Origin of the sequence: Gordonia sp. NPDC127522 (assembly GCF_042672305.1) — a bacterium.
Taxonomy (GTDB): Bacteria; Actinomycetota; Actinomycetes; order Mycobacteriales; family Mycobacteriaceae; genus Gordonia; species Gordonia hongkongensis.
The window spans coordinates 16625-34851 of record NZ_JBHXVK010000003.1 but is presented as its reverse complement, the minus strand read 5'-3'; the positions used below and the strand labels follow the sequence as shown (position 1 = coordinate 34851).

Below are 18227 nucleotides of genomic sequence, written 5' to 3'. Positions count from 1 at the left end.
GCACCGACATCCCCGTTCGCCGACCCGGTGCGCGGGTTCTCGCCGCGCACCTTAAGCTTCGTTCGACTAACTTTCCCTTCGCGGACTGCTGTGGTCACGCACGACGCCGCCGCGGCGCACGATCGCCGGCGGTGTCGCCGGGTCATCGGACGACTATTCGGGTAGTGGGTGCATGAGTTCAGGTCGGGGCAATGCGGCGCGGGGTGTACCGCCATGGGTTCTGCGGATGATCGCCGTGTTCACACTGGCGATGTCGTTGCCCACACTTGCCGGCGGGTCGGGCACCGCCGCGGTGCTCGGCAGCCCGGCACCCTTCTCCACGTCACCCCTGCGTGCGACGCCGGTCCACGAACTGACTCCGACCGTCGACCCGGAGACCGAGACCTACCCGGAGCGACTCGAGCGCATCGAGACCCTGACGAGCCCGCTACTGCCGACGCCGAAGTCGCTCGAGGGCGTCGAGACGCGATGCGCGAGCGGCGATTTCACAACCCTCGCAGTGGTGTACGACTCGATCTTCGATGCGGTGTACGACATCCTGCCGCCATCTATGCACGTGTCGGCCCGGGCGAGTCGGATAGCGGCGCACCGCGACATGCGGCGCCTGCACATCTCGACCCTCGCCGTCACCGAACATCCGCTGACCCTCGGGGCGGACGACGACGATCCCGCACTCGACTACCGCGACCCGATCTCCCAACTGCTGGTCTCGAACCTTCTCAAGATCCGCGACGGCCGCCACACCGAGGCTATTCCGCTCGGGAACATCACCGTCATCCAGGCAGTGGAGACGGTGTGGCTCTACATGTTCACCACTGTCCTGGTCCCGGCACGGCTCCTCATCGGCTCGGCACCCGACCTCGGCAGCCCGTTCGCCGGGACCGAGGCCGACGGCCTCGCCCAGTTCGTCACCTACAACTGGCTCATCACGGCGTTCGTCTTCTCGTCGGAGTTCGCGGTGAAGGCCCTGTTGCGGGCCACCGCGAGAACGGTCCTCGAGCAGTGCCTCGCACGCGTCACCGATGAACAGCGCGCCCTCGCCGGACGCGCGAGCGACACCGTGCATTTCGACATCCCCATCCCGCCGATGGTGGCCGAGATCGCCGACCACCTCGCACTGGCCGATGTCGAGACGTGTACGCCGATCGGGTCGCTCACACTCGGCCGGCTGGTGCGGTATGTGTCTGCGCAGGCGCAGGAGAACACTCCCGCCGACGCACCCCGCATCCGGGCCGAGACCACCAGGATTCTCGGCGCCATGCGCGGAATCCGCATTCACCACAACCTCATTCCGCTCGACCCGGCGGAGGACCGTTCCATCGGCGAGATGGGCGCGTCGCTGTTCGGTTCGCTGATTCCGATCTTCGGTGGCGCCCCGCTCGACATCCTCCTCGGCATCGGACACAACGTCGGCCACGGCGCGGATCCGTGGGAGACCGTGTCGCTCGACGAGCTCACCGTCAGCAAGCCGATCACCGCGGCGCATTATGCATACAAGCTGGCGCTGCATTTGATCCGGGAAGTCGGCAACGTCATCGAGCCGTCGATCCTCGGTGACAGCCCGCTACGACCCACCAGACTGCTCGTCACGGTCCTGGGCCTGCCGATGACCTACGGGCTGGTGACCGCGCACCACGTGATCCGGTCGATGTGCCTACGCGTCGACGACACCACGGGCAGCGGACTCGGCGCGGAGGCCAATCGGCGGACGACAACCGACTCGACTCCCCGCATCAAGCCGACGCGAAAGCCGGAGGCCTCCCGGTCATCGGCGTCGAGAACATCGGAACCGTCACGTCCGGAAGAATCCATTCGCCATCCCGAACCGCCCCGATTCGCCATTCCCGGGCTCAATTGACTCGGTGATGCGCATTCGGTGATCACGATGTCGGACAATTCGCCCGAGAATCCCGACACCGGGAAAGCGCAGGTCCATGCTTCCCACGCGTCTATCGACTACCGTTGGGGGCGTGTCGAAAATTCAGACGGTGACCTTTGTCGACGACCTGGACGGTCGCGAACTCGATCCCCAAGACGCACAGACCGTTTCGTGGTCGTGGCTCGGCGTCGACTACGAGCTCGACGTGTCCGCGGCCAATCTCGACAAGATCGAGCAGGGCAAGGTGACAGTCGCGAAACTACTCAAGGCATCGACCCGGGTCGGTGGCCGACGACGGTCGCCATCCGCACGGACGAAGACCAATTCCGCTGGGAGTGGCGCGTCGGTGAATGCCTCGATTCGAGAATGGGCAGCGGAGAACGGATATGAGGTATCCGCACGCGGCCGCATTCCGAACGACATCGTCGAGGCATACAACTCCGCACACTGATGTAGCCCACCGTGTTGTCACATTGATCGCCAGAGCCCGATTCTTCGGACTCTGGCGATTGTTCTTCCGCGGGGCTGATTGTCGATCCCCCGCCGATTACGTTCTGCCCTAAAGAGTTTCGTCGGCTTGGCGGAAAAACCCTGCGGCGGCGCAGAATCGAGATGCCGTGCGGATTTTGCCTCACCGATCAGCAACTCCCCGTATTCACTCTGTAAACGGACATCTTTGATAACCTGACGTTCAACGCATGGTGTTTCACCGACGTGCAATGCAGTCACCGTCGGAGGCCACCCGAGGGGGACAGGACAACCGGATGAGCACAACGGAGAACGAGTCGGTCGACGCCGACCACGCTGACGGCGAGGCCTCAGGGGAGGTCGCCGTGGCGGTTCGGGTCAGGGTCACGCTCGACGACGGTTCGACCAGAGAGGGCGAGGTCGTCGACGACTTCGCGGACCTGACCGGCGACACCACCGTCGAGACCCGCATCGACGACGAGCACACCGCCCGGCTGCGCCGCTGGGCGATCTCGACCGACGATCATCAGATCGTCTTCGCCGACGACGACGCGGTCGAGGTCATCTCGGCCGAGCTGTGACTCAGAGCGGCGCGAGCCCGATCATTCGACGGTCGGACGAGAAGATCCAGCCGTCGCCGTAGGGCTCGAGTGCCCTGCCGGTTGCGAACGCCTCCGGGTCGGAATCGATCGCGAGGAACGGCGCCGTCCACGCGACCTCGCCGGTGGTGACGTCGACAGCGGTCAGGGCGATGCCATCACTGCCGGCCAGCAGACCATCACGGTAAGCATCTGGACTCACCGTGGCGTTCGCATCCGCGTCCCACGTGTGGTGCCACAGGCGTTTTCCTGTGTGGAGGTCGATGCCACTCTCGCTGCGGACCCCGCTGTTGGTGTCGAGCAGGTACACAACTCTGTCGACGACCGCTGTGACGGTTCCTGTCGCGTTGGTGTCGCGCGAAATGAGGTCGCTGTTGGTCCACAGCCTGTCGCCGGTGGCGCGGTCGTAGGCCGAGTCGCCGAGCAGGACGGGGTCGGCGTCGGTCGTGGACTCGTACCCCGGTCGTTGCACGGTGGGGTCAGAGCTCGACGCGATCACCTTCCCGTCCGTATCCCGGAGAAGTTGCTCGGTCGCGTGACCGGCCGTCTGGCAACCGGTGTCAGCGTGGACGAGGAACCCGCCCGGCAGCAGTGTCGACGTCCCGACGCATTGGGAGCCGTTGCTCCACAATTCGACGCCCGATCGGGCATCGAATTGTGCGACGTCGCCGCCGGTGCGCACCAGGCCCACACCATCGATCACGGTGAGAGCCTCACTGGGGTACACCTCCTCATAGGAGGCGCCCATGTCGAATCGGCGGGTCCAGTGGGCGGACACGTCGTCGAAGGTGCCCGAGTGGACTCGCACGTCGTCCTCCTCGACGTTGCCCTCGGCGACGTACAGGGCGTCCGACGTGGTCGTGATGGCGAAGATGTTCTCGGACACTCTGCGTCTTACGGACTCACCCGAGTCGATGTCATAGGTGATGAGTTCGTGGTTCTTGCGCAGGGCGTGGCAGTAGATCTTGCCATGGAGGGGAACGTCACTGCAGCTGACGAGGTCATGTGCCGGAGCCTGCCAGCGAACCTGTCCGTTTGTCGCGTCGATGCCGATCATCACGGGGTCACCGAGGGTCATTCCCTCGTTCGGGGTACCGACGACGGTGAGAAGCGTGTCGCCGGACCGGATCATTCCGGGTTCGCCGACCCCGTACGCAGTGCCCGCGCGCGGGTCGCCGAAAGCCGCGAAGGGTCGACCCAGCCGGTCGGCAGGGTCGAGCGACCACGCCAAACCCGGTGCCGCCGCGGTGGTTCCGGTGATCTTCTGCACTGTCGTCGGAACCCGGTCCACCCACACCACGGTTGCCGCGGAGACCGTCACGACCGCGGCCACCGCGGCGACAATCAGTGTCCACGTGCTTCGGGCCGGCATCGGTCAGAGCTCCAATCCTGGTGTCAGGGCGATCTTTTCCAGCTCTTGTATCGACAGCGGCTCGGTCGGCGAGGCCGCCGTCGAACTCACCGACACGCGCGTGCCCGTCGGGCGGGTCACCACCGCGCAATGTGTCGTCTCCCTGACCTGTTCCCGTCGGTCGGTCGTCGAAGGTCTCGACTGCCAGACGACGTCGGTCTGGACCACGGTTCCGTCGGAAAGCGTGCGCAGCGTCCTTTGGCTACCCCGACCCGGAACCGGGCGTTCCCCAGACGGCCTCGGCTGACCGCCGACGATCGTGATCTCGAGTGCCACACCATCTCCGAGGTTCGCGACACCGGTGCACAGCATGCCCTCCGCGTTCGAACCGACCGGCACCGTCGGCGGCAACCGGGCGCCGCCCAGATCGACCGCTGCGAGAACGGAATCGAGAGCGCGAGCCTTCTCACGCGTCACCGACGGGCCCTTGTACGACTCGAACGGGTTGGCGCAAGCCTCCATCGGCGCCGGTGTATCCGGGGCGACCGGAGTGCTGACGCGGAGCCCCGGGTCGACGACGATACGCACCAGCTCGTCGACAGTCAGCGGGATCGACCCACTGTGGTCCTGCCTGCTGCCGCCGATCGCGTCATCGGCGCGCGCGATGATCCACGATCCGTCGGGTACGTAAGCACGTGCCGTCCTGCTCAGCGTGCGGACACCGTCCACTTCCTGCCAGGCGTCGTGGACGTCGACCACCACGCCGTCGGGCAGCGTACGACGCTCGTCGAGTTGCCCGGCCACACATGACGGAACAGGCGCTGACGCGCGCCGGACATCGACCGAAACAGCACCTCTGCCCTCACCATTGATCAATACGCCTCGGGCCGAAGTGAATCCGCGAGGCTCCGGATCCGGCTCGCCGAAGGCGATGATCGGCTGGAAGACAAGTGACTGCTCCGGACTCGCGAATTCGATCTCGGCTTCGACCGGCAGCGCGTTCACCAGCGCCGTCGACATCGCGGTCGCCTTCGGCCCGTTGAACCACGGGAACTGAGGGTTGTCGTATGTCGGTTGCCCCATCCCCGTGTACGCGGTGTAGCCCGACTGGTCGGGAGCCTCGACGACATCACATCCGGGGATCGGGGCATTCGGGTCGACCGGCTCGTCGACCACAGTCGGCGTCTCGGTGGCAGTGGGGTCGGAACTCTCGGCGTCGGACGACGCCGGCGGCGGTGTCGTCGTCAGTTCGGGATCGGGTGGCGGCAGCACCAGCCCGACCACCACGACGGCGAGAGCGACAACAGATACCAGTGCCAGTGCGTAGGTCCACGCCCGCTTCGATGCCGACGAGCCCGTGTCGTCGACCATCGATGCCGCTCCGCTTCTCCTCGACAGACGCCGTCAGGCCGGCCGGCGCCGAACAAGCACAGAGTGCGCGAGGGGGGACTTGAACCCCCACGTCCTGAGACACTGGAACCTAAATCCAGCGCGTCTGCCAATTCCGCCACTCGCGCGTGGGCGCGACTCGCCGGAGTGTGAGTCACGCAGTGTAACGGCGACCACCCTACCGGCCGCGTTCTGATCATCGCAGGCCAGGTACCGTCGTAGCCATGTCCCCCACCCGCCGCCGCACCCACCGGCCCGCGCTCACGGTGCTCGCCGTATCCGCCGCGGTGGTGTGCCTGGTGCTCGCGTGGTGGCAGTGGTCACGCTATGAGTCCGCATCCGGTTCCGGACTCAATCTCGGCTACGCCCTGCAGTGGCCGGCGTTCGCCGCGGCCGTGATCTATGCCTATCGACGTTTCGTCATCCTGGAGAGCGATCCCGAGGAAGCCCGCAAGGTCGCGGCGAAGAACTCCGTTGCCGAGATCCCGGAGGGCATCCTGCCTGAGCGACCCACCACGCCCAGCGCGTCGTCGTTGGCATCGCCGGACCCCGCCAACGATGTCGCGCTGGTCGAGTACAACCGCTATCTCGCCGAGCTCCGCGACGCCGACGCGCACACCACCGACGCCCGACCCACCCCCTCATCGAAAGGCCCGCAGTGACCGAGACCGACCCCACCGCCCCCGCCCTCGCCGCCCCGGTGGAGAAGGTCCGCGGCGCGCTGTTGCGGTATCGCGTCCTCGCCTGGATCACCGGCGTGTGGTTGCTGCTGCTCGTCGTCGAACTCGTCCTGACCTACGGCTACGACAATCACGCTCTGGACTTCGTACCGTTCGTGCACGGCTGGGTCTACTTCGTCTACCTGATCATGGCCATCGACCTGGCGATCAAGGTCCGCTGGAGCGTCGGCAAGACCATCATCACCGCGATCGCGGGCACCATCCCCTTCCTGTCCTTCTGGTTCGAGCACAAGCGCACCAAGGAAGTGAAGGCGCAGTTCAACCTCTGATCTCCTTGCGCTGGGCGGCCGTTCACCCGGGTCCGGCTGACTGGACCCCGTGCGGATCGTCCAGCTCGCGAACTTCTACGGCGGCCGCTCCGGCGGTCTGCGCACCGCGGTGGACCGCTGGGGCGCCGGCTATGTCGGGGCCGGTCACGACGTCGTCCTGATCGTTCCCGGCGCCGATCCCGGCGAGGAGACGCTGAACTCTGGGGTCACGCGGATCACCGTGGCCGCACCGCGGATTCCCGCCTCGGGCGGCTACCGCCTGGCGTCGGCCCGCCGCGTCGCCGACGTCCTCGCCCATCTCCGTCCCGACGCCCTCGAGGTGTCCGACCGCCTCACCCTGCGCGGCTTCGGCCGGTGGGCTCGCAGGCGAGACATTCATTCGACGATGGTGTCCCATGAACGCCTCGACCGTCTGCTCGGCCAGGTCATGCCCGGCCGCTCCGCACGTGCACTGGCCGACCGCGCGAACGCGGCCACCGCCCGTGATTACGACACCGTCGTGTGCACCACCGACTTCGCCGCCGCGGAGTTCGATCGCGTGAGGGCGACCAACGTCGTCCGCGCCCCGCTCGGCGTCGACCTCGATGTCTTCGACCCACGACACCTCGACCCGAACCTGGGCGCACGGTGGTCCGGCGGCACCGGAGCGCTCATCGCCCACTGCGGACGCCTCTCGGTGGAGAAGCGCGCCGACCGCAGCATCGCCGCGCTCGGCAGACTCCATCGGTCGGGAACGCCGGCGCACCTGGTGATCGCGGGCGACGGGCCGATGCGAGCCCCGCTGCAGCATCTGGCCCGCGGATTGCTCGTGACCTTCCTGGGCCATCTCTCCGAGCGCAGTCAGGTCGCCGCACTCCTCGCCAGCGCCGACATCTCCCTCTCCCCCGGTCCGCACGAGACCTTCTGCCTCTCCGCGCTGGAATCACTGGCCGCCGGCACACCGGTCATCGGGTCGCAGTCGTCGGCGGTCGCAACCCTGGTCGACGACACGTGTGGCGCGGCTGCCGAGGACTCCGGCCCGGGCTTCGCGAGCGCGATCCGGCAGGTCCTCAGCCTCCCTCGCGCGGAGCGCGAGCGGGCGGCGCGGCACCGAGCGACCCAGTACCCCTGGCCCGAGTCGGTCGCGCGGATGTTGGGAGTCCACGCGGGCTGCTGAGCGCCCCTCTGCTTCGCCCCGTGCACAGTCGATGCATTTCGACGCCCGGTCGACGGGATCGCGCGCACAGTCAACAGGCCATTGAAACTGTACCGTCTGGACGGTATAGTAATTAGTGATCCGGGAAATCCCCGGGACATCGAGCACGGAGGGTCCGATGGCACGCACGACCGGACGGAGTGCCGCCGACACCCGACGGCTGATCCTCGACGCCGCGGCCCGTCTGGTCGCGCGACACGGCGCCGCCGTGTCCGTGTCCGAGATCGCCGCCGCGGCCGGGGTGTCGAAGGGCGGACTGCTCTACCACTTCCCCGCCAAGGACGGCCTGCTCGAAGAACTCGCGGCGGACCTGATGGCCCAGTTCCGGTCGAACGTCGAACGGACCGCCGACGAGGAGGACGACGCGCCGGGACGGCTGACCAGGGCCTACATCCGGGTGAGTTTCGCCGACGCGCGAGACTCCGCCGGCCTGCGCGACCAGATCGCGCTGGCCGCCAGCCTGATGTACGAGCCGGGCCCGGCCGCGCTCGCCCAGCAGGACGCTGATCACTGGCGCGCCGCGCTGTCCGACGACGGTCTCGACCCGGCGGTCACGCGACTGATCATCGCGGCCGCCGACGGCTCGAACACCGCTCCCCTGTGGGGAGCCGTCCTCGACGACACCGACCGGGCCGCCCTCGAAGCAGACCTCATCGCTCTCACCCACACACACGCAAAGAAGGGATCATGACCGACATCACCTATCGCCCATACCAATCCACCGACGCCGACGATGTGAAGAAGATCATCGACGAGGCGTTCTACATCCACCGATACGTCCACGGGCACCGCGTTCTCGACAGCGCGCTCGAGGTCTACCTCCGCGAGCAACTGGTGGCGAGCACCTGGAGCCGCGTCGCGGTGAAGGACGGCCACGTGGTGGGGATCATCCTCGGACGGGTCAACGGCGAGCCGCATCTGCGCGAACGGACGAAGAATCGGGCGCTGCTCTGGGCGCACACCGCTCGAGCCGCGATTCTCGGACTGCCCCAACTGAAGGCGCTACGCGGCTTCTTCGCGTACGAATCGGTGGCCCACCGGCTCGGCGCCCGGACCGGCAGGCCGCTCGACGACGAACTCACCCTGTTCGCCGTCGCCTCCACGACACGAGGACACGGCGTCGGGGCGACCCTCTATCAGGCGTTCCTGGACCATCTCCGCGACCGCGGCCGTTCGGACTTCCATCTGTACACGGACTCGTTGTGCACCTTCGGATTCTACGAGCGACAGGGGATGTCGCGTGCCGGCGCCGACGACATGGACATCCTGCTCGACGGCGAGCCGCACACGCTGGGGGTCTACATGTACACCGGAACCGCGAGCTGACGCTCGTCCCGACGCCGACGCCGACGCAAAGGGGGGTCAGCCCGCGAGCGCCCGCAGCGCCGGAACCAATTGCGCCAACGCTTTTCCGCGGTGACTGAGCCCGTCCTTCTCCGCCGGCGACAGCTCCGCCGCGGACCGGCCGTCGGCGATCTCGTCGTCCGGGGCGAACAACGGGTCGTACCCGAAACCGTGCGGCCCGCGCTCCTCCCGCAGGACCCGCCCACGCCACTCGCCGCGCACCACCGTCTCCGTCCCGTCCGGCAGCACGAGCGCGCAGGCCGAGACGAACGCGGCGCCGCGTCGTTCGTCCGGGGTGTCCGACAGCTGGGCGAGCAGCAGCGCGTTGTTGGCCGGGTCGTCCCCGTGCCGGCCGGACCAGCGCGCCGACAGCACGCCCGGCATGCCGTTCAGGGCATCCACAGCGATGCCGGAATCATCGGCGAGACATGGGATTCCGATGGCCTTCGCACCCGCGCGGGCCTTGATCAGCGCATTGTCTTCGAAGGTGGCCCCGGTCTCGGGTTCCTCCGGGTACTCGGCCACGGCGTCGAGACCGATGACCTCCACCCCGGTGATGCCCGCAGCGTCGACGACGCGCTGCAATTCGGCGAGCTTCTTGCGATTACGGCTGGCCAGCAGCACCGAGGACATCAGGCCCGCCCGGGCAATTCGCCGGGATACGGTTCCGCGAGCACGGCTCGCTGCGCCTCGAACAGCTTCTCGGTACCGATCGCGGCCACGTCGAGCAGCGCGTCGAGCGTCGAGCGCGGGAACGTCGCACCCTCGCCGGTGCCCTGCACCTCGACGAGCGTGCCGGCGTCGGTGGCCACGACGTTCATGTCCACCTCGGCGCGCGAATCCTCTTCGTAGGGAAGGTCGAGCCGGACGCGGCCGTCGACGACCCCCACGCTGACCGCGGCGATCGCGCACGAAAGCGGTTGCGGGTCGGACAGTTTGCCCGCGGCACGCAGGTAGGTGATCGCGTCCGCCAGCGCGACATAGGCACCGGTGATGGCTGCGGTGCGGGTACCGCCGTCGGCCTGCAGCACGTCGCAGTCGAGGGCGATGGTGTTCTCGCCCAGCGCACCGAGATCGACGCACGCACGCAGCGACCGGCCGATGAGTCGACTGATCTCGTGGGTGCGACCACCCACCCGGCCCTTGACCGATTCACGCGACGACCGGTCGTGGGTGGCGGCGGGCAACATGGCGTACTCCGCGGTCAGCCAGCCCAACCCCGAACCACGACGCCACGGCGGGACACCCTCGGTGACACTCGCGGTGCACATCACCCGCGTCTTGCCGAATTCCACCAGGACCGAACCCGCCGGATGACTGGTGAAACCGCGGGTGAACGTGATGGGACGGAGTTCGTCGTCGGCTCTGCCGTCAGCTCGTGTGGTCACGGGTCTCACTGTAACGACCGGCGCGGACACGACAGCTAGGTGAGGTCGAAGACCTGTCCCTGGCTGACGAGCTCGGTCGGACCGGAGAACGTGCTGCGGGCCTCGGCGAGAATCTCCGCCGCATCCGACCACGGGGCGACGTGGGTGATCGCCAGGGCACGGACATTGGCCTTGGTCGCGGCCTCCCCCGCCTCGATGCCCGACATGTGCAGATCCGGCGGGCGTTCGGAAGGGGCGTGCGTCCACGACGCCTCGCACAGGAACAGATCCGCATCGGCCGCGAGGTCGATCAGCTCGTCACACGGTGCCGTGTCCCCGCTGTAGGCGATGACCTGTCCGTCGGGGCCGGTGATCCGCAGACCGAAGGTGTCGGGCGGATGATTGACGTTCATCGCCCGGATGCGCATCCCGCCCAGGGTGATCTCCTGGTCGTCGCTCCACTCGTGGACGTCGAAGGTGTCCGTGATGTCGTCGAGCTGTCCGGGGTATTCCGATGAGCCGTAGCCGATCCGCAGCGCGGTGCCGTGCGGGCCGTACAGCGGTGCCCGGCGCCTGGCGGGCTCGGGCGCGTAACGACGCCAGACGAGCATCGCGGGCAGATCGAGACAGTGGTCGGCGTGGAGGTGGCTGAGTACGACGGCGACGTCGCAGGGGTCGGTGACGCGCTGCAGCTCGCCGAAGACACCCGGGCCGCAGTCCACCAGGACCGGTTGTTTACCGGGGACGGAGAGCAGATAACCGGAGCACGCGGCCCCCGGTCCGCCCACACTGCCCGAGCACCCGAGGACCGTGAGACGCATACGACCCACTGTGCCACGATTCCGCGCCCGGGCGTCGGTATACGGGTCACAACTGCGCGGCGAAGCGCGCCGGGCACCTCAGACGTGCTGCACGGCGCCGATCACCGGTCCCAGGAATCGGTTCGAGAGTCGCGCGAAGAAGTCGGGATCCCCGGTCGCCTGGAAGACGCGGGTGGCCTCACGACCCGTGTGTGGATGCAGCAGGTCGGCTTCGGTCAGGACCCGGAAGAGGTCCTTCGCGGTTTCCTCCGCGCTCGACACCAGGGTGACCTCGTCGCCCATCGCCAGCTGGATGACCCCGGACAGCAGCGGGTAGTGGGTGCAGCCGAGGACCACGGTGTCCACGCCGGCCTGCTGCAGCGGTTCGAGGTAGCCCTGCGCGAGTCCGAGGATCTGCCGGCCGCTGGTGATACCGCGTTCGACGAAGTCGACGAACCGCGGACAGGGCACTGCGGTGATCACCGCGTCGCGTGCGGCCGCGAACGAATCCTGATATGCCCGTGAGGAAATCGTCGCCTCGGTGCCCAGCACGCCGATCCGGCCCGTCTTGGTGGCGACCACCGCGCGGCGCACCGCCGGCAGCACGACTTCGATGACCGGGATGGGGGCGTAACGCTCACGCGCGTCGCGGAGGCAGGCCGCCGAGGCGGTGTTGCAGGCGATGACGATGGCCTTGACCCCTCGTTCGGCCAGGTCGTCGCCGATCGCGAGGGCATGGCGTCGGATCTCCGGGATCGTCAGCGGACCGTACGGCCCGTTGGCCGTGTCGCCGATGTAGACGATGTCCTCGTCCGGCAGCAGATCGATGATGGCGCGCGCGACCGTCAGTCCCCCGACACCCGAGTCGAAGATCCCGATGGGTGCGTCCTGACCGCCCGCGATTATGGCGCCACCCCCGGTCCGGTGACCGCCGGCTTACGTCGATCCCGTGCCGCGAGTGCCCATGCCGCGAACACGCCGGCGATCGCGCCGAACAGGTGGGCCTGCCAGGAGACGAGGGGCTCCGAAGGCAGGACGCCCCAGAGAATCGAGCCGTAGACCAGGAAGAGCACGAGGCCACCGAGGATTTGCCACAGATCACGATTGAACAGGCCGCGGACGATGAGGAAGGTGAGCCAGCCGAACACGATGCCCGACGCCCCGACGGTCGGCGAGTACGGCGCTGCGAACAGCCAGACACCGACCCCCGACACCACCCAGGTGATGCCGGTGACGATGAGGAATTGCCGCGTCATCAGCACGAGGAAACACAGCACCGCGCCGGGCATCAGATTCGCGAGCAGATGCTGCCAGTCGCCGTGCAGCAGCGGCGCCCACAGGATGCCGTCCAGCCCGTCCACCTGACGTGCCACGATGCCGTTCTGGTCGAGGTCGTAGTGGGTCGCCACATCGATGGCCTCGATGACGAACAGCACCGCGACGATGCACGCGGTGATGATCGCCGAACGCAGCCACAGCGGACGCGCGCGTCGCGCGGGTTGCTGCCCGACCGGCGGGGTGTACGAGCTCATGGCGGGAAAGTCCTCGGTAGCGGGGTCAGGCCCAGAGCTGGCCTTCGAGTGCCTGCTCCGCGTCGTCGAGACTACCTTCGTACGCCCCGGTCGACAGATACTTCCATCCCGCGTCGGGCACGACGAAGCCGATGTCGGCGCGCGTCCCGGCCTTCAGTGCCCGTCGGCCGATACCGCGCGCGGCCTGCAGGATCGCGCCGGTGGAGATGCCCGCGAAGATGCCCTCGAGGTCGATCAGCTCCCGCACTCGCGCGACCGCGTCCACGCCGGTCACCGAGAAGCGGCGGGTCAGCACCGAATCGTCGTACAGCTCGGGGATGAAACCCTCGTCGATGTTGCGCAGGCCGTAGACCTCGTCGCCGTACCGCGGTTCGGCGGCGACTATTTCGATCTCGGGATTGCGCTCACGCAGGAATCGCCCGACGCCCATCAGCGTTCCGGTCGTGCCGAGCCCGGCGACGAAGTGGGTGATCTCGGGCAGGTCGGCGTACAACTCGGGGCCGGTGCCCTCGTAGTGTGCCGCGACGTTCGCCGCATTGCCGTACTGGTAGAGCATCACCCACTCGGGATTGTCCGCGGCGAGGCCCTTGGCCACCGCGACCGCGGTGTTGGAACCGCCCGCCGCGGGTGAGGAGATGACCTGCGCGCCGAACATGCGCAACAGCGACCTACGTTCTTCCGAGGTGTTCTCGGGCATCACGCAGATCAGTTGGTAGCCCTTGAGTTTCGCCGCCATCGCGAGCGAGATGCCGGTGTTGCCGCTCGTGGGTTCGAGGATCGTCGAGCCCGGCCGCAGCAACCCGTCGCGTTCGGCCTGTTCGATCATCCGCAGCGCGGGGCGGTCCTTGATGGATCCGGTCGGGTTCCGGTCCTCGAGCTTGGCCCACAGGCGGACATGCGGGCCCTCGTCGGAGTCGTGCCAGCGCGGCGAGAGCCGTTGCAGACCGATGAGCGGGGTGTTGCCGACCGAGTCGATCAGGGAGTCGTAGCGGGCCACGCTCAGCCGCCGGCGACCGCGGGCAGGATGGTCACCTCGTCGCCGTCGTCGATCGGGGTGTCGAGGCCGCCGGAGAACCTCACGTCCTCGTCGTTGACGTAGATGTTGACGAACCGGTGCAGTTTGGCGGTGCCGTTCTCGTCGGGCGCGACGAGTCGTTCCTTCAGCCCGGCGTTGCCCGTCTCGAGGTCGTCGATCAGGGCGGCCAGCGTCGAACCCGACCCCTCGACGCGCTTCTCCCCGCCGGTGTGGGTACGCAGGATCGTCGGGATGGACACGGTGACAGACATTCTCAGCTCCTGATCTCGATCTCTTCTTCGGTGACCGCACCGTCGACGATGCGATAGCTACGGATCTCGGCGGTCTCGGGGTCGCGCGTGGACACCAGCACGTAGTGCGCGCCGGGCTCGCCGGCGTAGGAGATGTCGGTGCGGCTCGGGTACGCCTCGGTGGCGGTGTGCGAGTGGTAGATCACCACGGGTTCCTCGTCCCGGCGGTCCATCTCCCGCCACACCGCGAGCTGCTCTGCCGAGTCGAAACGGTAGAAGGTCGGCGACCGCTCGGCGTTGATCATCGCGATGAAACGCTGCGGATCGTCGGAACCCTCCGGCCCGGCGATCACCCCGCAGGCCTCGTCGGGATGGTCGGCGCGCGCGTGCGCGACCATGGCGTCGACCAGCTCCTGCCCGATCTTCAGCATCGGTGTCGCATTCTCCTGTCCAGACGTGTACGCACCCGGGCACCCCGGGTTCTCCGAGGCGCAACATCGTCGCCGCGGCACCTATTCCGTTCGGCGTTCGCAACGACCCCGGTCAGCGGAACGCCGACGGCGCCGCCTGTGCGTAGGTGGGGATCGATGCGACCGGTTCCGCCGCGAGGACCGCGTTCACGATGGCCTGCTGGACGACGTCGGCCGCGGCCCGGCACACCTCGGCGACCACGGCGACGTCGGCATGCATGCCCGCCGGCGCCGGTGTCGGTGTCGACGGCCGGACCGCGCGCGTGGCGACGCCGAAGATCGTGTCCCCGTCGAGCGGCGAGTGCGCGGGCCTGATCGCCCGCCCGAGACCGTCGTGTCCGGCCATCGCCAGCCGCTTGGTCATCGGCGCGTCGAGCGCGGCATCGGTGGCCACGACACCGATCGTCGTGTTGAGCACGGTGTGCTTCGCCGCGAGGTCGGCGAGCGAGTCGATGTCGGCGGCCGACGGCCGGCGCAACCCCAGGCGGCCCAGTTCGGTCTCGCCGAGGTCCCACGGCAGCCCGGTCTGCGGGTCGATGACCGCCCCGACCGGGTTGGCGACCATCACTGCGCCGACGGTGATGCCGGCCGCGGGACCGGCGTCGAACGTCATCGACGCCGTCCCGACCCCGCCCTTGAGCGCGCCGGCCCGGGCGCCGACACCCGCACCCACACACCCGACGGCGAATTCCGTGTCCGCCGCGCGGACCGCGTCCATTCCGAAGTCCGCGTCGGGTCGGTGGTCCCAGGCGCCGACGGGGAGGTCGAAGATCACCGCGGCGGGAACGATCGGCACCACGTGCCCGCGGTCGTCGAGCGGGAGTCCGATCCCGTCGGCCTCGAGCGCGCGCATGACCCCGTCGGCGGTGGCCAGTCCGTAGGCACTACCTCCGCTGAGCACGATGGCGTGCGCGGTCTGGACCGTGTTCGACGGGTCGAGGAGATCGGTTTCGCGGGTACCCGGACCGCCACCGCGGACGTCGACGGCGGCGATGGCGCCCGGCGCCGACACCCGTACGACGGTGGTCCCGGTGGCCCACCCGTGACCGTCGGGGGCCTCCGGTGCACCGGCGACCCGGGCGTCGGGGTCGACGCGGTGCGCGTGCCCGACGGCGAGGCCGGCGATGTCGGTGATGCGATTGCCGGCCGGGGCCGGTCGGCCGAGTGTGCTCACGAGACCCCTGACGTCGAAGCGGACGAAGTTCCCGAACGGAACCCTAGATCACATCAGGGCTTCGACGAGGAGGTCCTGCATCACCGTGAGCCAGTGGTAGACGTCGAGATGCGCCGCATGCGGGTGGTCGGGTGGCAACTGCTCGGGCGTGTCCTCGGAGATCCCGAGCATCGCGCCGAGTGCCAGTCGCACGTCGTTGAGCGAGGTGAGCCACGCCGCGGCCTCGTCGGGAGTCAGGGCGAAGTCCCCGCCGCCGGCCGGCAGGGTGTCGAGCAACACCCGGGCGGCGCCCAGCTTGACGTCGATGATCTGTGGTTCGTGAACGCTCCGCAGCGCCGAGTTCAGTTCGCCGTTGACGACCTCGGCGGAGAGTTCGTCGTCCTGGTCGGGCCGGTGGAAATCCGGGAGGAGACGGCCCAGGGTGACATCGTCGGGTGCCTGCGAGTGCCCGACGTCGATACCGGTCAGCTTCGCGAGGTCGTCGCGAGGTGCGGAATCGGCTCGTTCGGTGAGCAATTCGCACATCGACGTGACCATCGACGCGAGCAGCTCTGCTTCGTGCGCGTCGAGTTGCGATGCGATGCGCATCGTCTCGCCGCGCCCCTTGCGTTTCCAGGTGCGCACGCGTCTCAGTGTGCCTGCCGCGCCGCGAAGGCCGCCCGGCCGGTTCGGAGTCGTCCGCGGCCGGTCCGGGTCACGAATCCCGCTGCATCGTCGCCCACAGCCCCGCGGCGTGCAGCTTCGCGACGTCGGCCTCGACCTTTTCCCGGTCCCCGGAGGACACCACCGCCCGGCCCTCGGTGTGGACCTGCATCATCAGTTCGTTGGCGCGGGACTCGGAGTAGCCGAAGATCTTCTGGAAGACGAAGGTGACGTACCGCATCAGATTGACCGGGTCGTCCCACACGATCGTCATCCAGGGCTTGTCGAGTCCCGCCGCGCCGTCGGCGACCTCTGGTTCGGCAACCGCCGTACCGCCGGGGGTAGCCTCGTGCGCACGAGTTTCGTCAGGCGCCATGAGGACAGGGTAGGCGATTGTGAGCAACGACAACACCGCGCTGCTGACCGATCAGTACGAACTGACGATGGTCGCAGCGGCACTTCGCCACCCGGTTGCGCACCGCCAGTGCGCATTCGAGGTCTTCGCGCGCCGCCTCCCCGACGGCCGGCGCTATGGCGTGGTGGCCGGAACCGGCCGCGTTCTGGACGAGCTCGCGGCGTTCCGGTTCGGCGACGAGGAGATCGCCGTGGTCGAGCGATTCCTCGACGCGGACACGGTGGCCTGGCTGCGGGACTATCGGTTCTCCGGTGACATCGACGGTTACCGGGAGGGCGAACTCTACTTCCCCGGTTCGCCGATCCTCACCGTCCGCGCGCCCTTCGCGGAGGGGGTCCTCCTCGAGACCCTGATCCTCTCGATTCTCAACCACGACAGCGCGATCGCGTCGGCCGCGGCCCGCATGGTCAGCGCGGCCGGGTCGCGCCCGATCATCGAGATGGGCTCGCGGCGCACCCATGAGCGCGCCGCGGTCGCCAGTGCGCGCGCCGCCTACATCGCCGGCGTCGCCGCCACCTCGAACCTCGAGGCTGCCCGGAGCTTCGGCGTACCCAGCGCAGGCACCGCCGCCCACGCCTTCACCCTCGGTTTCACCGGCCCGGACGGGCCCGACGAGAAGGCCGCGTTCGCCGCGCAGATCGAGGCCCTCGGGATCGGTACCACGCTGCTGGTCGACACCTACGACATCACCCAGGGCGTGCGCAACGCCATCGAGGTGGCCGGCCCCGGACTCGGTGCCGTGCGCATCGACTCCGGCGACCTCGGGGTGCTGGCGCGCCAGGTCCGCGCGCAACTCGACGACCTGGGCGCGACGGAGACGAAGATCGTCGTCTCCGGTGATCTCGACGAGTACGCGATCGCCTCGCTGCGCGCCGAGCCGGTCGACACCTACGGGGTCGGGACGTCCCTGGTCACCGGCAGCGGGGCGCCGACGGCGGGGATGGTCTACAAACTCGTCGAGGTCGACGGCCTGCCGGTCGCCAAACGGGCGAGTCACAAGGAGTCGCGCGGCGGCGCCAAGTCGGCCGTGCGGGCGGCCCGGTCCAGCGGCACGATCGTCGAGGAGATCGTGTATCGCGCCGACGGCACCCGCCCCGCGCCGGACGGGCTCGGCATCCGCGACCTGCAGATCCCGCTCGTCCGCGGTGGGACGCCCGTGGCGTCGCTGCCCACTCTCACCGATGCCCGCGCGCACCTCGCGGCCGGCCTGGTGAGCTTGCCCTGGGAGGGTCTGGGACTGTCCCATGGAGATCCCGCGGTGCCGACCCGCTACGAGCTCGGCTGACCGCACCCCGACGCCCGGAACCGATGTCCCCCGACGACAGGA

At 68.4% G+C, this 18227-nt stretch carries 22 protein-coding genes and 1 tRNA gene; 9 read left to right on the top strand and 14 right to left on the bottom strand.

Annotated elements, in window-relative coordinates; translation table 11 throughout:
• Nucleotides 1–172: 172 nt before the first annotated feature.
• The 3 genes from ACFVHY_RS07740 to ACFVHY_RS07730 all read left to right on the top strand — a co-directional run bounded on the left by ACFVHY_RS07740 (nt 173) and on the right by ACFVHY_RS07730 (nt 2928).
• On the top strand, nt 173–1858 hold the full coding sequence (locus ACFVHY_RS07740) for a hypothetical protein (RefSeq protein ID WP_390270479.1): 1686 nt from the start codon (nt 173–175) through the stop codon (nt 1856–1858).
• A gap of 112 nt (nt 1859–1970) precedes the next feature.
• Nucleotides 1971–2330 (top strand): Lsr2 family protein, encoded by a 360-nt coding sequence (locus tag ACFVHY_RS07735; RefSeq protein WP_390270476.1) that lies wholly within the window; start codon nt 1971–1973, stop codon nt 2328–2330.
• A gap of 313 nt (nt 2331–2643) precedes the next feature.
• Nucleotides 2644–2928, top strand: coding sequence for a hypothetical protein (locus tag ACFVHY_RS07730; protein ID WP_390270474.1), 285 nt, complete (start codon nt 2644–2646; stop codon nt 2926–2928).
• A 1-nt stretch (nt 2929) separates the two neighbouring features.
• Here ACFVHY_RS07730 and ACFVHY_RS07725 read toward each other — a convergent pair whose 3' ends face one another.
• The 3 genes from ACFVHY_RS07725 to ACFVHY_RS07715 form a co-directional block, all read right to left on the bottom strand.
• Complete coding sequence (locus ACFVHY_RS07725; protein WP_390270471.1) at nt 2930–4318, bottom strand: PQQ-binding-like beta-propeller repeat protein; 1389 nt, start codon at nt 4316–4318, stop codon at nt 2930–2932.
• Between the two features lie 3 nt (nt 4319–4321).
• Nucleotides 4322–5668 carry a hypothetical protein gene (locus tag ACFVHY_RS07720; RefSeq protein ID WP_390270468.1) on the bottom strand — a complete coding sequence of 449 codons (1347 nt, stop codon included), beginning with the start codon at nt 5666–5668 and terminating at the stop codon, nt 4322–4324.
• A gap of 64 nt (nt 5669–5732) precedes the next feature.
• A tRNA-Leu gene (locus tag ACFVHY_RS07715) sits at nt 5733–5814 on the bottom strand.
• 96 nt (nt 5815–5910) lie between these two features.
• On the opposite strand from ACFVHY_RS07715, the gene ACFVHY_RS07710 reads away from it, so the two are divergent.
• From ACFVHY_RS07710 to ACFVHY_RS07690, 5 genes are all read left to right on the top strand, one after another.
• On the top strand, nt 5911–6348 hold the full coding sequence (locus ACFVHY_RS07710) for a hypothetical protein (protein ID WP_058250000.1): 438 nt from the start codon (nt 5911–5913) through the stop codon (nt 6346–6348).
• Complete coding sequence (locus tag ACFVHY_RS07705; RefSeq protein WP_058249999.1) at nt 6345–6695, top strand: DUF3817 domain-containing protein; 351 nt, start codon at nt 6345–6347, stop codon at nt 6693–6695. Before ACFVHY_RS07710 ends, ACFVHY_RS07705 begins: the two co-directional genes overlap by 4 nt.
• Before the next feature lie 49 nt (nt 6696–6744).
• On the top strand, nt 6745–7851 hold the full coding sequence (locus ACFVHY_RS07700) for a glycosyltransferase (RefSeq protein ID WP_390270464.1): 1107 nt from the start codon (nt 6745–6747) through the stop codon (nt 7849–7851).
• 157 nt (nt 7852–8008) lie between these two features.
• Nucleotides 8009–8581 (top strand): TetR/AcrR family transcriptional regulator, encoded by a 573-nt coding sequence (locus ACFVHY_RS07695; protein ID WP_390270461.1) that lies wholly within the window; start codon nt 8009–8011, stop codon nt 8579–8581.
• Complete coding sequence (locus ACFVHY_RS07690) at nt 8578–9216, top strand: GNAT family N-acetyltransferase (protein WP_390270458.1); 639 nt, start codon at nt 8578–8580, stop codon at nt 9214–9216. The genes ACFVHY_RS07695 and ACFVHY_RS07690 overlap by 4 nt, the downstream gene beginning before the upstream one ends.
• 36 nt (nt 9217–9252) lie before the next feature.
• Here ACFVHY_RS07690 and rdgB read toward each other — a convergent pair whose 3' ends face one another.
• The 11 genes from rdgB to clpS form a co-directional block, all read right to left on the bottom strand.
• Complete coding sequence (rdgB, locus tag ACFVHY_RS07685; RefSeq protein WP_390270455.1) at nt 9253–9867, bottom strand: RdgB/HAM1 family non-canonical purine NTP pyrophosphatase; 615 nt, start codon at nt 9865–9867, stop codon at nt 9253–9255.
• Nucleotides 9867–10622, bottom strand: a complete 756-nt coding sequence (rph, locus tag ACFVHY_RS07680; RefSeq protein WP_058249994.1) for a ribonuclease PH — start codon at nt 10620–10622, stop codon at nt 9867–9869. The genes rdgB and rph overlap by 1 nt, the downstream gene beginning before the upstream one ends.
• Before the next feature lie 35 nt (nt 10623–10657).
• Complete coding sequence (locus ACFVHY_RS07675; RefSeq protein ID WP_390270452.1) at nt 10658–11422, bottom strand: cyclic nucleotide-degrading phosphodiesterase; 765 nt, start codon at nt 11420–11422, stop codon at nt 10658–10660.
• Between the two features lie 78 nt (nt 11423–11500).
• Complete coding sequence (gene murI / locus ACFVHY_RS07670; RefSeq protein ID WP_390271474.1) at nt 11501–12307, bottom strand: glutamate racemase; 807 nt, start codon at nt 12305–12307, stop codon at nt 11501–11503.
• Nucleotides 12304–12933: a rhomboid family intramembrane serine protease gene (locus tag ACFVHY_RS07665; protein ID WP_390270449.1), complete on the bottom strand. Its 630-nt coding sequence runs from the start codon at nt 12931–12933 to the stop codon at nt 12304–12306. Before ACFVHY_RS07665 ends, murI begins: the two co-directional genes overlap by 4 nt.
• Before the next feature lie 25 nt (nt 12934–12958).
• Complete coding sequence (locus tag ACFVHY_RS07660; RefSeq protein WP_390270447.1) at nt 12959–13930, bottom strand: PLP-dependent cysteine synthase family protein; 972 nt, start codon at nt 13928–13930, stop codon at nt 12959–12961.
• A 2-nt stretch (nt 13931–13932) separates the two neighbouring features.
• On the bottom strand, nt 13933–14220 hold the full coding sequence (locus ACFVHY_RS07655) for a MoaD/ThiS family protein (RefSeq protein ID WP_065629054.1): 288 nt from the start codon (nt 14218–14220) through the stop codon (nt 13933–13935).
• 2 nt (nt 14221–14222) lie between these two features.
• A complete protein-coding gene (locus tag ACFVHY_RS07650) occupies nt 14223–14630 on the bottom strand; it encodes a Mov34/MPN/PAD-1 family protein (protein ID WP_065629055.1) in 408 nt (135 codons plus the stop codon).
• A gap of 112 nt (nt 14631–14742) precedes the next feature.
• Complete coding sequence (locus ACFVHY_RS07645) at nt 14743–15843, bottom strand: P1 family peptidase (protein WP_390270442.1); 1101 nt, start codon at nt 15841–15843, stop codon at nt 14743–14745.
• Between the two features lie 48 nt (nt 15844–15891).
• Complete coding sequence (locus ACFVHY_RS07640; RefSeq protein ID WP_390270439.1) at nt 15892–16467, bottom strand: DUF2017 domain-containing protein; 576 nt, start codon at nt 16465–16467, stop codon at nt 15892–15894.
• Between the two features lie 70 nt (nt 16468–16537).
• Nucleotides 16538–16861, bottom strand: a complete 324-nt coding sequence (gene clpS / locus ACFVHY_RS07635) for an ATP-dependent Clp protease adapter ClpS (protein ID WP_058249987.1) — start codon at nt 16859–16861, stop codon at nt 16538–16540.
• 19 nt (nt 16862–16880) lie between these two features.
• Between clpS and ACFVHY_RS07630 the strand changes: the two genes are divergently transcribed.
• On the top strand, nt 16881–18185 hold the full coding sequence (locus ACFVHY_RS07630; RefSeq protein WP_065629058.1) for a nicotinate phosphoribosyltransferase: 1305 nt from the start codon (nt 16881–16883) through the stop codon (nt 18183–18185).
• Nucleotides 18186–18227: the final 42 nt, after the last annotated feature.

Coding starts and splice junctions, on each gene's coding strand:
- ACFVHY_RS07740 (WP_390270479.1), top strand. CDS start 173: ATGAGTTCAGGTCGGGGCAATGCGGCGCGGGGTGTACCGCCATGGGTT.
- ACFVHY_RS07730 (WP_390270474.1), top strand. CDS start 2,644: ATGAGCACAACGGAGAACGAGTCGGTCGACGCCGACCACGCTGACGGC.
- ACFVHY_RS07725 (WP_390270471.1), bottom strand. CDS start 4,318: ATGCCGGCCCGAAGCACGTGGACACTGATTGTCGCCGCGGTGGCCGCG.
- ACFVHY_RS07720 (WP_390270468.1), bottom strand. CDS start 5,668: ATGGTCGACGACACGGGCTCGTCGGCATCGAAGCGGGCGTGGACCTAC.
- ACFVHY_RS07710 (WP_058250000.1), top strand. CDS start 5,911: ATGTCCCCCACCCGCCGCCGCACCCACCGGCCCGCGCTCACGGTGCTC.
- ACFVHY_RS07695 (WP_390270461.1), top strand. CDS start 8,009: ATGGCACGCACGACCGGACGGAGTGCCGCCGACACCCGACGGCTGATC.
- ACFVHY_RS07690 (WP_390270458.1), top strand. CDS start 8,578: ATGACCGACATCACCTATCGCCCATACCAATCCACCGACGCCGACGAT.
- rdgB (WP_390270455.1), bottom strand. CDS start 9,867: ATGTCCTCGGTGCTGCTGGCCAGCCGTAATCGCAAGAAGCTCGCCGAA.
- ACFVHY_RS07675 (WP_390270452.1), bottom strand. CDS start 11,422: ATGCGTCTCACGGTCCTCGGGTGCTCGGGCAGTGTGGGCGGACCGGGG.
- ACFVHY_RS07665 (WP_390270449.1), bottom strand. CDS start 12,933: ATGAGCTCGTACACCCCGCCGGTCGGGCAGCAACCCGCGCGACGCGCG.
- ACFVHY_RS07655 (WP_065629054.1), bottom strand. CDS start 14,220: ATGTCTGTCACCGTGTCCATCCCGACGATCCTGCGTACCCACACCGGC.
- ACFVHY_RS07650 (WP_065629055.1), bottom strand. CDS start 14,630: ATGCTGAAGATCGGGCAGGAGCTGGTCGACGCCATGGTCGCGCACGCG.
- clpS (WP_058249987.1), bottom strand. CDS start 16,861: ATGGCGCCTGACGAAACTCGTGCGCACGAGGCTACCCCCGGCGGTACG.